The following is a 12718-nucleotide window of genomic DNA, read 5'->3' as shown; positions in this document are numbered from 1 at the left end:
CTGCGCCGTTCAGAATAGTATTCAGGTTGGTACAGTTGATTTTCTTATGAGTACAAACAAGCAATATATCGGTCGCTTTGCGCCGTCCCCGTCAGGCCCACTCCACTTCGGCTCACTGGTAGCCGCCCTCGGCAGCTACCTCCAGGCCAAAGCCGAGCAAGGGGCTTGGCTGGTAAGGATGGAAGATCTTGACCCGCCGCGGGAGATGCCCGGTGCTGCGGATGATATCTTACGTACCCTCGAAGCCTATGGCCTCGAGTGGGACGGGGGGATCATGTACCAAAGCCAGCGCCACGAAGCGTACCAGGCCCAGATAGAGGCATGGCTCGATGATCAGCAGGCCTATTACTGCCAATGTACCCGTAAGCAAATCAAACTGGCCGGGGGCTTCTACCCTGGCAGCTGCCGTGACCTGCGATTGGGGGCGGCAGGCAATGCCATCCGGCTCAAGGTTGACACCCCCGTACTGGCGTTCAACGACCTGCTGCATGGCCACATCAGCATCCCGGCCCCGCTGGCCGCAGAGGATTTCATTATCCGCCGCCGTGACGGCCTGTTCGCCTATAATCTGGCTGTAGTGCTGGATGATATCGAGCAGGGGATCACCGAAGTGGTCCGCGGCGCGGATTTAATTGAACCCACCGGCCGCCAGATCGGGCTATACCGCCTGCTTGGCCAGCCGGAAGTCCGCTATCTGCACCTGCCGCTGGCAGTGACCGAAAACGGCAACAAGCTCTCGAAGCAGAACCATGCCCCGGCCATCGATAAAACCAATCCAAGGCCGGCCCTTATCGCAGCCATGGGGTTTCTTGGCATGCAGCCACCGGTCGATCTGGTAAGCTCGTCGGTCCGCGATATTCTGCTCTGGGGTACAGCCCACTGGCAAGTGGCAAACCTGCCGGCAACCACCGCGATTACCCTGGCCCATTCAGCCCCTTCATCGGGCTGAAACCAAGCGCCTGCAGTATTGTCGTCCAGCTAACTGTTAATTGCCTGTCGCCCCCGAAATGCCCGCAAATTGCCGCCAAAATGCGGGGGAAACAAGCGCTAGGATTCTAAAATGGCCTGCCGTGATATATGATATGCGGCTGTTTGTTGAATCCGAACCACATAAATGAGGTGTATTATCTTTAATCGAGTCGCCAGCTTTTGCCGTAAGGTACTGAATCGAGACGCAAGTGATCTCGACCATGAGGAACTCGCCTTGCAAGTTTATCAGCGCCAAGAGCACGGTATTTCACGTAAAGATATCAGCGAGAATGCGCTGAAGGTCCTTTACCGCCTGAATAAAGCCGGATATGACGCATATCTGGTAGGTGGTGGTGTTCGCGATCTCCTGTTGGACAAACAACCAAAAGACTTCGACATTGCCACCAATGCAACGCCGGAAGAGATCAAGCAGCTGTTTCGCAACTGCCGCCTGATCGGCCGCCGTTTCCGCCTGGCCCATATCCTGTTCGGCAGAGACGTCATCGAAGTGGCCACGTTCCGCGGTCACCACTCTGATGCCAAGCCGAGCATCAAAGACAAGAAGAATGTCTCGGCCCAGAGCCAGGAAGGCATGCTGCTGCGTGACAATGTCTATGGCAGTATCGAAGAAGACGCCGAACGCCGTGACTTCACCATCAATGCGCTGTACTACAGCATCAAGGATTTTACCGTTGCCGACTATGTCAACGGGGTGGAAGATCTCGACAACCGGATTATTCGCCTGATCGGAGATCCTGAAACCCGCTACCGCGAAGATCCGGTCCGGATGCTGCGCGCGGTTCGCTTTGCCGCCAAACTCGATATGACCATCGAGCCAACGACTGCGGGCCCAATCAAGCCGCTATCAACGCTGCTGCAGGATATCCCGGCCGCACGCCTGTTCGAGGAAAGCCTCAAGCTGCTGCAGTCGGGCAACGGCCTGGGTACCTACAAGCTACTGCGCGAATACAACTTGTTCCAGCAACTGTTCCCGCTACTGGCCGAGCACTTCACCGAAGATCACAGCAGCCAGACCGAGCAGATGATCGAGCATATCCTGTCGGCTACCGACAAGCGTATTGCCGATGGCAAGCGAGTTAACCCGGCCTTTATGTTTGCCGCCATGCTGTGGTACCCGCTGGTTACCCGTGCCGAAGAAGTCGCCTTTGCCAGCGGCCTGGCCTACTACGATGCCTTCATGGTAGCGGCCAATGACATTCTTGACGAGCAGGTCAAGACCATTGCCATCCCGCGCCGCTTTACCACGACGATCCGTGATATCTGGCAGCAACAAACCCGTTTCAGCCGCCGCAGTGGCAAGCGAGCATTCAAGATGATGGAGCACCCGAAATTCCGGGCCGCCTTCGACTTCCTGGAAATGCGAGCCAACTTCGAGAGCGAGGACATTGCCGAGCTGGCCCAGTGGTGGGATAAGTTCCAGCACGGTGACCGCAACCAGCGCAGCAAGATGGTGCAGCAGATCAACGAAGGTGGCTCTGGCGCACCCCGTCGTCGTCGCCGTCGCCCGCAGCAGCGCCGCAAGAAACCACAGGCTAAATCGTCATGACCCTGGCCTACATAGCCATCGGCAGTAACCTGTCCGATCCTGTCGCCCAGGCCAACAGTGCGATCGAGGTGCTCAAGCAGCACCCTGATCTCAGCGTGGTTGCCGTATCATCGCTGTACAGCAGTACCCCGATGGGGCCACAGGATCAGCCTGACTACATCAATGCCGTCGTCGCTGTCGAGACCGACCTCAGCCCGCTGGCCCTGCTTGACTGTACCCAGTCTATCGAGCAAGAGCATGGCCGTGTCCGCAAGGCCGAACGCTGGGGACCTCGTACGCTGGATCTCGATATTGTCCTGTACGGCAACCTTGAACATCACTGCGAGCGCCTTACCGTGCCGCATTACGGAATGAAAGTCCGCGAGTTCGTACTCTACCCACTCGCTGAAATTGCCCCTGAACTGGAACTGCCTGATGGCACTCCGCTCAATGCACTGCTGGAGCAGGTAGACCGCAACGGGCTGAGCATCTGGTCTCAGTAGCCGTTTCTCAGGACCAAAGGGAGAACACATGAAAAAAATCACTATCAACGACCTGATGAAATGGAAGCAGGAAGGTCGTAAATTTGCCTCAGTTACCGCATACGATGCCAGCTTTTCCCAGCTGTTCGAACAGCAAGGCGTGCCAGTGATGCTGGTCGGTGACTCGTTGGGCATGGTGCTGCAAGGCAAACCGGATACCCTGCCGGTAACGGTGGACGATATTGCCTACCACACCCGCGCGGTGCGTGCCGGCAGCCCGAACTGCCTGTTGATGGCCGATATGCCATTTATGAGCTATGCCACCCCGGAACAAGCTTGCGAGAGTGCCGCCACCTTGATGCGTGCCGGTGCCAACATGGTGAAGCTGGAAGGCGGTGCCTGGCTGGCTGAAACCGTAACCAAGCTGACGGAACGTGCCGTTCCTGTCTGTGCCCATTTGGGGCTAACTCCCCAATCTGTCAATATTTTTGGCGGCTATAAAGTGCAAGGACGTGACTCCGACCACGCTGAGCAGATGGTAAAAGATGCTATCCTGCTGAAAAACGCGGGTGCACAAATTATCTTGCTGGAATGCGTACCGGCCAGCCTGGCAGAACGTATTACCAAAGCGGTTGAGGTACCGGTGATCGGTATCGGCGCCGGTAATGTGACCGACGGCCAGATCCTGGTGATGCACGATATGTTCGGGATCTCAGCAAACTATATCCCCCGTTTCTCCAAAAACTACCTGGCAGAAACCGGCGAGATGCGCGCAGCCGTAACCAAATACCTAGAAGATGTCGAGGCCGGAACCTTCCCGGGCCCAGAACATACCTTTGAATAAGGAATAAAAATGCAAACATTCGCCGAGATTGCCCAGATCCGTGAACAAATCCGAAGCTGGCGCCGTGAGGGCCGCCGGATTGCTTTCGTACCAACGATGGGAAACCTGCATGAAGGCCACCTGACGCTGGTCCGCAAGGCCCGTGAACTGGCAGACGTGGTTGTGGTCAGCATTTTTGTCAATCCGATGCAGTTCGACAAGGCAGATGATCTCGACAACTACCCGCGCACTTTGGAAGACGATCTGGCCAAGCTGAACAACGAAGGTGTTGAGCTGGTTTTCACCCCAACGCCGGATGTCATGTATCCGCAAGGCTTGGATCGCCAGACCTTCGTCGAAGTACCGGGACTTTCTACCATGCTTGAGGGGGCCCTGCGCCCGAGCCACTTCCGTGGTGTTTCGACGATTGTGACCAAGCTGTTCAACATCGTGCAGCCTGATATCGCCTGCTTCGGTGAGAAGGACTACCAGCAGCTTGCCCTGATCCGCCAGATGGTGATCGACCTTGCCATGGATATCGAGATTGTCGGCGTGGCCACGGTCCGCGAAATGGACGGCCTGGCCATGAGCTCGCGCAACGGTTACCTGACTGTCGACGAGCGCCAGCGTGCACCCGTGCTGGCCCGCACCATGCGCTGGATCAGCAGCCAGATGCGCGGCGGCCGTACCGACTACGCCGAAATCGTGGTCGATGCCAACGACCAGCTGCGTGCCGCAGGCCTGCAGCCGGATGAAATCTATATCCGCGATGCCGTCAGCCTCCAGCCGGTAAACGATGAAACCCAGCAGGCAGTGATCCTGATGTCTGCTTTCCTCGGCAAGGCACGCCTTATCGACAACCAAGTGGTTGAACTGAGCACGGCAACGGTGGCTTCGACAGAAGAGTAAGCGCCAACCTTCCTCCGATAAGAAAATCCCGGCCTTGGCCGGGATTTTTGTTTGCTGGGTTATCGACCGGGCTCGCGGTTATGAGCGCAAACCTATGCCGCGTGAAATCAGGTAGTAGCACAGGCTATAGAGGATCACGGTGAAAACGCCAAGTACCGCGAACGACGTGCCGATCCCGACATCCGACACGCCGAGGAAGCCGTAGCGGAATGCATTGACCATGTAGACAATCGGGTTCAGCTTGGACACCCCCTGCCAAAACTCCGGCAACAGGCTCAGCGAGTAGAACACGCCACCGAGGTAAGTCAGCGGAGTCAATACAAAGGTCGGTATAATACTGATGTCATCGAAGGTCTTGGCAAACACGGCATTGATCAGGCCGCCGAGCGAGAACACCACCGAGGTCATCAGCACCGTTGCGACCACCACCCCGAGATGCGCGATCTGCAGATCGACAAACAACAAGGACACCACCGAGACAATCACGCCGACCCCGAGCCCCCGCAGCACCCCGCCACCGACAAAACCGGCGATAATGATGTAATTCGGCACCGGAGCCACCAGCAGCTCTTCGATGTTGTGCTGGAACTTGGCACTGAAAAACGATGACGCCACATTGGAGTAGGAGTTGGTGATCACCGACATCATGATAAGGCCGGGAACGATGTATTCCATGTAACTGAAGCCCCCCATCTCCCCGATCCGGCTACCGATCAGGCTACCGAAAATGACAAAATACAATGTCATGGTAATAGCTGGCGGTACCATGGTTTGTACCCAGATCCGGGCAAAGCGGTTCACTTCTTTGGTGATCAGGCTCTTGAAGGCGATCCAGTACTGCCGGTTCATGCTTGGGCTCCTTGGTCGTGCTTGCTGTTGGCTACGAGGGTAACGAACAACTCTTCCAGTCGGTTGGCCTTGTTACGCATCGAAATAACCTCTATCCCCTGCTCTGTCAGCTGGGTGAAGACATGGTTCAGGCTCTCGCCTTTGTTGATATCAACTTCAAGGGTGTGGCTGTCAGGCAGTCTCCAGTGGATGCCTTCCAATACTGGCTGGTTGCCGTTCAGTTTCACATCCAGAATGAAGGATTCAACCTCCAACTTGCCAAGCAGTGCTTTCATCGAGGTGTTCTCGATCAGCTCACCATGGTTGATGATGCCGATATTGCGGCACAGCATCTCGGCTTCTTCGAGGTAGTGGGTGGTGAGGATAATCGTCACCCCCTGACGGTTGATCTCGCGCAGGAACTCCCACATCGAACGGCGCAGCTCGATATCGACCCCGGCGGTAGGCTCATCGAGGATCAGCAGACGCGGCTCGTGCATCAATGCCCGGGCAATCATCAGGCGGCGCTTCATCCCGCCAGAAAGATTACGGGCGCGCTCTTTGCGCTTGCCCCACAGATCCAGCTGAGACAGGTACTTTTTCGCCCTTTCCTTGGCCAGCGCCCTTTCGACCCCGTAGTAGCCGGCCTGGTTAATGACGATCTGCTCGACGGTCTCAAACTGGTTGAAGTTAAATTCCTGCGGCACCAAGCCCAACTGCCTCTTGGCATCGACAAGCTGGGTATCCAAATCGAAACCGAATACCTTTACCTTCCCAGAGGTTTTGTTAACCAGCGAGCTAATAATGCCTATTGTGGTTGATTTACCCGCACCGTTAGGGCCCAAAAGCGCAAAAAAGTCGCCTTCTTTAACACATAGGCTCATATTTTTCAGTGCATTAACGCCACCTTTATAGGTTTTGTTTAAATTTTGTATTTCCAAAGCGTTCATAAAATGCGATCTTAATGTTAGAAACTTTCTTCGGACAACTACTCCGATTTGATATCTAAACAGCTTGTGTATAGTTACACCCGGTTTACATAGCTCTCAGGACTGACAGCAGGACTGATACCTATGTAAATTTGTTTTTCCCCAGCACCAGGGACCTCCCTTGGACTGCGGGTATAAAATATCAGAGAAAGGCATCATCATGGCAGATATTAAACAGCTATTCGCAAATAACGTTGCTTGGTCAGAGAACATCAAGGAAGAAAACCCGGAGTTCTTCAGTCATCTTGCGAAAGCCCAGCACCCTGAGTACCTCTGGATCGGTTGTGCCGACAGCCGAGTTCCCGCCGAGCGCCTGACCGGATTGGATTCCGGCGAACTGTTTGTTCACCGTAACGTGGCCAACCAGGTCATCCACACCGATCTGAACTGCTTATCCGTCGTCCAATATGCCGTCGACGTATTGAAAGTTCGCCACATTATTGTCTGCGGTCACTATGGCTGCGGTGGTGTCACCGCTGCGATCGAAAATCCACAGCTTGGCCTGATCAACAACTGGTTGCTGCACATCCGTGATCTGTACATGAAGCACCGCGACGACCTTGCCCTGCTGCCGCGCGAAGAGTGGGACGACAAGCTGTGCGAACTCAATGTGGCCTACCAGGTCTATAACCTGGGCAACTCGACCATCATGCAGCAGGCCTGGGAACGCGGCCAACAAGTGAAAATCCATGGCTGGATTTATGGTATCGGCAATGGTCAGCTGCGCAACCTTGGTGTCACGGCCACCAGCCGCGAGTCGCTGGAAGCCTCCTACAACGCCGCCATGGCGGAGATACTGCCGCACAAAGGCTGATGATCGCCCGGGGAACATATACAAAAAAAGCGACTGCAGCCCAGTCGCTTTTTCCTTTCCGCCCGGTAGGGGGTTAGTCTTCCTGCGGGACAACCTTGCCGATAAATGGCAGGTGGCGATACTTCTGTGCGTAGTCGATGCCCACACCCACCACAAACTCGTCAGGAATTTCGAAGCCGACCCATTTCACGTCGACATCCACTTCTCGACGCTCCGGCTTGTCAAGCAGGGTGCAGATCTCGATAGAGTTTGGCTCACGCAGAGACAGGATTTCACGTACCTTGTTCAAGGTATTGCCGGTATCGATGATATCTTCGACCAGCAGGACATCCTTCCCTTTAATGTCATCATCCAAATCCTTGAGAATACGGACATCACGGCTGCTTTCCATGGTGTTGCCATAGCTTGATGCCGTCATGAAGTCGACTTCATGAGGAAGTTCAATCGCACGAGCCAGGTCCGCCATAAATACAAATGAGCCGCGTAGCAGGCCCACCATCACGAGATCGTTGGAATCTTTATAATGTTCAGTGATTTGCTTTCCCAGCTCTGTTACACGTGCCTGAACGTCCTGCTCAGAAATCATTACTTCAATGGTATGTTTCATCATTATCTCCATCAGTACGGCTGCATCAGCCGCCTGTCGGCTTGCGGTAAAACGGAGCCTTATTCTACCACCCCTACAAAGTAATAGTTATTTTATCGACCCTGTCAATTATATGATACAGAATGAATAAAACATGATTGAATATGAATGAATGCTGCTGTAAAGTTATCACCGTATAAATCATAACCAAAATAATGACAATTGAGCTAGGAATCATCGACATGGATACGATCGCGAAAAAAACAAGGACTCGTCTATCCCCTGAAAAACGCAAAGAGCAACTTCTCAACTTTGCACTAGATGTCTTTGCCAGACGCGGCATTGGCCGTGCGGGACACGCAGATATTGCCGATATGGCCAACGTCTCTGTTGCCACCGTCTTCAACTACTTCCCAACCCGAGAGGCACTGGTCGAGGAGGTCCTGACCCAGGTCGAGCATCACTTCACAGCAATGATGGACGACGGCCTAGCGAACAAACAGCCCTTTGAACAGCAGCTGACTTCTATTTGCTACCATCTCATCGACGAAGTGGTCGAGCAAAAAGACTGGCTAAAAGTTTGGTTTGAATGGAGCACATCAGTGCGGGAGGAGATCTGGCCGCTTTTCGTCAACCGCAACCAAGAGCATTTCTCACAGCTGAACGAACGGTTTGAACAAGCCGCTTTATCGGATGATTTCTCCGCCTGCGACCGCGCATGGCAGTTTCAGGGCCTGTGCTACATCCTCTACCTGCAAACCAATATCACCCCAGAGCGGGAAAAGATGCAGGCGTTGGCCGATAGCCACATCAAGGCACTGTTCAACAAATAGCTCGCTCTTTCGCAGCCAGAAAACGTACAGGGCCGGTCATGAGACCGGCCCTGTACGTTTTATTCGCTATGCTGTCAGGCTAGCTGGCGGCGGCAAAGACCACCGGCTCGTGCGGCTCAAGGGTGACTGCCACTCGCTGGCCGATCTGCAGAATAAGGTGGGAGTTGACAATCAGGCTGTGGCCTTGGAACTCCACCGTATAACGACAGATATCCCCCATGAACAACTGCTCGGTAATAACCCCTGCACCATCTTCCGCCGGCTGCACCTTGAGGTTCTGCGGACGGAGCAGCCATTCGGCATCGCCGTTGCTGGCTGGGGCACTGCCGAGGTTAATCGCCCCAAACGGCGTCGAGAGCGTTTTGCCATCGGCCAGTGTGACAGGCAAATAGGAGCCAGTGCCGAGAAATTCAGCAACAAAGCGGCTGCTCGGACGATAGTAAAGCTCTGTCGCCGTGCCAAATTGCTCGATCACCCCGTTATTCATCACCGCCATACGGTCGGCAAACGCGAATGCTTCCTCACGGCTGTGGGTGACGAAAATCGCCGTTACCCCCTGCGCCTTGAAGATACGACGGATCTCTTTGATCAAGCCGTGGCGCACCTGAGTGTCAATGTTGGAAAACGGTTCATCCAATAGAATCAAATCCGGCTCGCAGGCTAATGCCCGCGCAATCGCGACACGCTGCTGCTGGCCGCCAGAAAGCTGGTGCGGGTAGCGGTCATCGAGCCCGGTCAGGCGCACTAGCTCCAGCATTTGCTGGATCTTGGCGGTCACTTTGGCCTTGTCCCAGTCACGCAGGCCAAAAGCGATGTTTTCCGCCACCGTGAGGTGCGGGAACAGCGCATAGTCCTGGAAGATCATGCCGATATTCCGCTTCTCCGGTGGCAACCAGGTGTGCTCATCGGCAATGGTACGGCCGTTGATATGAATGACTCCACTTTCCAGTGGCAGCAAACCGGCAATGGCCTTGAGCAAGGTTGTCTTGCCACAGCCACTGGCCCCCAGCAGGCAGACAATTTCATTGTCTTTTACCGGCAGCGACAAGTTTTCCAGTACGGCCTGACCATTGTATTTGCAGGTCAGGTTGCTAACAGATAATGCGTGAGTCATCAGTGTTTCTGCTCCAAAGAACGGTTAACCATCACCAGAGGGATCAGGCCAACAATGACCAGTAGGATCGCCGGTAAGGCAGCCAGCTCAAGCTGCTCGTCAGAAGCGAAGTTAAAGACATAGGTTGCCAAGGTCTCGAAGTTGAACGGACGCAATAACAAGGCGGCATTGAGCTCTTTCATCGACTCGATGAACACCAAAAGACCGGCAATCAAGCAGCCGCGGCGGATCAGCGGTAGGTGGACGCGGCGCAGCATCGACAGCGACGCATACCCCATGGTCTTGGAGGCCATATCCAGCGACGGCGGGATCTTGGCGAGACTACTTTCGATGCTGCCTACCGCCACGGCTGCAAAGCGCACCACAAAGGCAAAAATAATGGCAAACATGGTACCGGAGAATACCAGCCCCGGCCTACCCAAACCATTGGCGATGGTAAAGTCATTGAGCAGGTGATCGGCGCTGGTAAGCGGGATCATCACCCCAATCGCCAATACCGTTCCCGGCACAGCATAGCCCAAGGAAGAAAGTCGGGCCGGCACCATAGTAAAGCTGCGACCGTCCAAGCGGCGATAGAAATTCACAATCAAAGCCAAGGCGACCGCCAGCACAGCGGCAATGAGAGAGACCTTCAGGCTATTGTAGCTGTACTGCTGGAATTGGCTGGTCCAGCTGTCGCCAAAGTAATGCCAACCGTAGTAACCTAGCTGCATCAGCGGCATCAGGAAAGCAAATGCCACCAAGCCCCAGCACCAGCCTAACGCCAGCCACTTCTTCCAGCCACTGAGCACATAGCGGACATCATCGCCATGCTCGAATTCCTGCTGGAACATTTTCTGTTTGCGGCGGCTGAAACGTTCGGCGCTGATCAAGACAAAGATCACCAGTAACATGATGGCAGAGATTTTGGCGGCCGCATTCAAATTAGAATACCCCAGCCAAGTATCATAGACTGCCGTCGTCAGGGTGTTCACCGCGAAATAGCTGACGGTACCAAAGTCCCCCAGAGTTTCCATTGCCACCAGCGACATCCCCACCGCAATCGACGGACGGGCCAGAGGCAGTGAAATACGGCGGAAGCTGTCCAGCGGGCTGCATTTGAGCAATCGGGCCGATTGCAGCAAGCTGGTGCTCTGCTCCATAAATGCCGCTCGGGCCAGTAGGTAGATATAAGGATACAGCACCAAGGCCAGCACCAGGCTCGCCCCACCGAGCGAACGGATATTCGGGAACCAGTAGTCCTGCATCGTCTGCCAACCGAAGATATCGCGCAGCAGGATTTGTACCGGGCCGGCATAATCAAGCCAATCGGTATAGATATAGCCGATGATGTAGCCCGGCATGGCCAGCGGCAGTACCAGTGACCACTGCAGCACTTTTTCACCGGGGATACGGCACATCGCCATGATCCAAGCTGCCGGCAAACCAAACAACAATGCCAACACCAAGGTGCCAGCCACCAACCAAAACGTATTGGCGGCATAAGTCGGCATCACAGTTCCCATCAAGTGGGAGAAGACGTTATCAGTCTCACCGAGAGCGGTGTAGAAGATGGCCAGAATAGGCAAAACCAGCAGCAGGGAAAAGCCCCAACCACTGGTCCGCCAGAATAAATATTTTTCTTTCATTGCTAACTACTTAGTACCTTTTGCAATCAAGATGTGGCACCGATGCACTCTTCCCTTCGCGTTTTTCCTACCTAGGGGGAAAAACCTTGCTACAGGAGGGGGGAAACTACCACAACTTATTGGAAAAAGTACTTAGCCTTGAGCAAGAAATGGGGCATTACACCCCATTTTTTGTAACCAATTACAGATCAAACTTCACTTCGTCCAGCAGTTTGATTGCTGTGCTGTGGTATTGCGCTACTTTATCCAGCGATACCTTGTCTGCCGTGAAGTCACCCCAAGATGCCACTAGCTCAGAACGCTTAACGCCTTCTTTCACTGGGTACTCGTAGTTCACTTCCGCGTACATCTGCTGGGCTTTATCGCCAGTCAGGAATTCCATCAGCTTAAGGGCATTTTCTTGGTTAGGCGCGTATTTCGCCATTGCCATACCACTGACGTTCACGTGGGTACCGTTGTTTTCCTGACCCGGGAAGTTAATGTATACCGCTTCGGCCCAAGACTTCTGCTTCTCGTCGTTAACCATCTTACCAAGGTAGTAGCTGTTACCGATAGCCAGATCACACAGGCCTTCTTTCACTGCTTTAACCTGCGCACGGTCATTACCCTGTGGCTTGCGAGCCAGGTTCGCTTTATAGCCTTCCAGCCACTCTTTGGTTTCTACTTCACCGTAATGAGCGATCATCGAAGACACTAGAGAAATATTGTATGGGTGCTTACCAGAGCGGGTACAAATTTTGCCTTTCCACTCAGGCTTGGCAAGATCTGCGTAATCAAAATCAGCAGGTAGACGGCCAACACGATCACGTGATGAGTACACGTTACGAGTGCGTAGCGTCAGCGCAAACCACTCGTCTTCGTTGTCGCGGAACTGTGCCGGTACGTTAGCCTCAATCACCTTGCTGTCAACCGCCTGAACTAACTCTTTATCAGAAAGCTCAACCAAACGGCTAATATCCGTTGTCAAAACTACGTCCGCCGGGCTGTACTGACCTTCTTGCTGCAGTTTTTCTGCCAAACCTTCTTTGGCAAACTTCACGTTCACCTTGATACCAGTCTCAGCAGTGAACTCCTTGAACATAGGCTCAACCAAGAACGGCTGGCGGTATGAGTAAACATTCACTTCTTCAGCCGCGATAGCCGCTTGAGGAGCCGCCAAACCCACTAGAATTGCCGATGCCAACAGCTTTTTCATTT

The 12718-nt window shown here is 54.1% G+C and carries 13 protein-coding genes; 7 read left to right on the top strand and 6 right to left on the bottom strand.

Annotated features, from left to right (window positions below; genetic code table 11):
• The first annotated feature begins 46 nt into the window (after positions 1 to 46).
• From gluQRS to panC, 5 genes are all read left to right on the top strand, one after another.
• Positions 47 to 949, top strand: a complete 903-nt coding sequence (gluQRS, locus tag PTW35_RS02130) for a tRNA glutamyl-Q(34) synthetase GluQRS (protein WP_281026364.1) — start codon at positions 47 to 49, stop codon at positions 947 to 949.
• 213 nt (positions 950 to 1162) lie between these two features.
• Positions 1163 to 2536: a polynucleotide adenylyltransferase PcnB gene (pcnB, locus tag PTW35_RS02125; RefSeq protein ID WP_281027420.1), complete on the top strand. Its 1374-nt coding sequence runs from the start codon at positions 1163 to 1165 to the stop codon at positions 2534 to 2536.
• Complete coding sequence (gene folK, locus PTW35_RS02120) at positions 2533 to 3018, top strand: 2-amino-4-hydroxy-6-hydroxymethyldihydropteridine diphosphokinase (protein WP_281026363.1); 486 nt, start codon at positions 2533 to 2535, stop codon at positions 3016 to 3018. Before pcnB ends, folK begins: the two co-directional genes overlap by 4 nt.
• Positions 3019 to 3046: 28 nt before the next feature.
• Positions 3047 to 3841 carry a 3-methyl-2-oxobutanoate hydroxymethyltransferase gene (gene panB / locus PTW35_RS02115; RefSeq protein ID WP_281026362.1) on the top strand — a complete coding sequence of 265 codons (795 nt, stop codon included), beginning with the start codon at positions 3047 to 3049 and terminating at the stop codon, positions 3839 to 3841.
• Positions 3842 to 3850: 9 nt separating this feature from the next.
• The gene (gene panC, locus PTW35_RS02110; protein WP_281026361.1) at positions 3851 to 4729 is read left to right on the top strand and encodes a pantoate--beta-alanine ligase; all 879 of its coding nucleotides are present in this window, start codon (positions 3851 to 3853) and stop codon (positions 4727 to 4729) included.
• Positions 4730 to 4807: 78 nt separating this feature from the next.
• Here panC and PTW35_RS02105 read toward each other — a convergent pair whose 3' ends face one another.
• A complete protein-coding gene (locus PTW35_RS02105) occupies positions 4808 to 5578 on the bottom strand; it encodes an ABC transporter permease (protein ID WP_281026360.1) in 771 nt (256 codons plus the stop codon).
• Complete coding sequence (locus PTW35_RS02100) at positions 5575 to 6507, bottom strand: ABC transporter ATP-binding protein (RefSeq protein ID WP_281026359.1); 933 nt, start codon at positions 6505 to 6507, stop codon at positions 5575 to 5577. Before PTW35_RS02100 ends, PTW35_RS02105 begins: the two co-directional genes overlap by 4 nt.
• A 199-nt stretch (positions 6508 to 6706) precedes the next feature.
• Between PTW35_RS02100 and can the strand changes: the two genes are divergently transcribed.
• Complete coding sequence (gene can / locus PTW35_RS02095; RefSeq protein WP_044622472.1) at positions 6707 to 7360, top strand: carbonate dehydratase; 654 nt, start codon at positions 6707 to 6709, stop codon at positions 7358 to 7360.
• A gap of 73 nt (positions 7361 to 7433) precedes the next feature.
• Here can and hpt read toward each other — a convergent pair whose 3' ends face one another.
• Positions 7434 to 7970, bottom strand: a complete 537-nt coding sequence (gene hpt / locus PTW35_RS02090) for a hypoxanthine phosphoribosyltransferase (RefSeq protein WP_107291736.1) — start codon at positions 7968 to 7970, stop codon at positions 7434 to 7436.
• Positions 7971 to 8188: 218 nt separating this feature from the next.
• Here hpt and PTW35_RS02085 point away from each other — a divergent pair, with 218 nt between their 5' ends.
• Positions 8189 to 8779 (top strand): TetR/AcrR family transcriptional regulator, encoded by a 591-nt coding sequence (locus tag PTW35_RS02085; protein ID WP_281026358.1) that lies wholly within the window; start codon positions 8189 to 8191, stop codon positions 8777 to 8779.
• A 79-nt stretch (positions 8780 to 8858) separates the two neighbouring features.
• Here the strand turns inward: PTW35_RS02085 and PTW35_RS02080 are convergent, their stop codons facing one another.
• The 3 genes from PTW35_RS02080 to PTW35_RS02070 all read right to left on the bottom strand — a co-directional run bounded on the left by PTW35_RS02080 (position 8859) and on the right by PTW35_RS02070 (position 12716).
• Positions 8859 to 9893 carry an ABC transporter ATP-binding protein gene (locus PTW35_RS02080; RefSeq protein ID WP_281026357.1) on the bottom strand — a complete coding sequence of 345 codons (1035 nt, stop codon included), beginning with the start codon at positions 9891 to 9893 and terminating at the stop codon, positions 8859 to 8861.
• The gene (locus PTW35_RS02075) at positions 9893 to 11521 is read right to left on the bottom strand and encodes an iron ABC transporter permease (RefSeq protein ID WP_281026356.1); all 1629 of its coding nucleotides are present in this window, start codon (positions 11519 to 11521) and stop codon (positions 9893 to 9895) included. Before PTW35_RS02075 ends, PTW35_RS02080 begins: the two co-directional genes overlap by 1 nt.
• Before the next feature lie 181 nt (positions 11522 to 11702).
• Positions 11703 to 12716, bottom strand: coding sequence for a Fe(3+) ABC transporter substrate-binding protein (locus PTW35_RS02070; RefSeq protein WP_281026355.1), 1014 nt, complete (start codon positions 12714 to 12716; stop codon positions 11703 to 11705).
• Between the last annotated feature and the right edge of the window lie 2 nt (positions 12717 to 12718).

The organism is Photobacterium sp. DA100, from assembly GCF_029223585.1.
Classification (GTDB): Bacteria; Pseudomonadota; Gammaproteobacteria; order Enterobacterales; family Vibrionaceae; genus Photobacterium.
Note: the sequence above shows the minus strand (reverse complement) of the source record. Positions and strands in the feature narration are given on the sequence as shown.

Bases quoted from the DNA above. Each gene is read 5' to 3' on its own strand.
- gluQRS (WP_281026364.1), top strand. From the start codon at position 47: ATGAGTACAAACAAGCAATATATCGGTCGCTTTGCGCCGTCCCCGTCA.
- folK (WP_281026363.1), top strand. From the start codon at position 2,533: ATGACCCTGGCCTACATAGCCATCGGCAGTAACCTGTCCGATCCTGTC.
- panB (WP_281026362.1), top strand. From the start codon at position 3,047: ATGAAAAAAATCACTATCAACGACCTGATGAAATGGAAGCAGGAAGGT.
- panC (WP_281026361.1), top strand. From the start codon at position 3,851: ATGCAAACATTCGCCGAGATTGCCCAGATCCGTGAACAAATCCGAAGC.
- PTW35_RS02105 (WP_281026360.1), bottom strand. From the start codon at position 5,578: ATGAACCGGCAGTACTGGATCGCCTTCAAGAGCCTGATCACCAAAGAA.
- PTW35_RS02100 (WP_281026359.1), bottom strand. From the start codon at position 6,507: ATGAACGCTTTGGAAATACAAAATTTAAACAAAACCTATAAAGGTGGC.
- can (WP_044622472.1), top strand. From the start codon at position 6,707: ATGGCAGATATTAAACAGCTATTCGCAAATAACGTTGCTTGGTCAGAG.
- hpt (WP_107291736.1), bottom strand. From the start codon at position 7,970: ATGATGAAACATACCATTGAAGTAATGATTTCTGAGCAGGACGTTCAG.
- PTW35_RS02085 (WP_281026358.1), top strand. From the start codon at position 8,189: ATGGATACGATCGCGAAAAAAACAAGGACTCGTCTATCCCCTGAAAAA.
- PTW35_RS02080 (WP_281026357.1), bottom strand. From the start codon at position 9,893: ATGACTCACGCATTATCTGTTAGCAACCTGACCTGCAAATACAATGGT.
- PTW35_RS02075 (WP_281026356.1), bottom strand. From the start codon at position 11,521: ATGAAAGAAAAATATTTATTCTGGCGGACCAGTGGTTGGGGCTTTTCC.
- PTW35_RS02070 (WP_281026355.1), bottom strand. From the start codon at position 12,716: ATGAAAAAGCTGTTGGCATCGGCAATTCTAGTGGGTTTGGCGGCTCCT.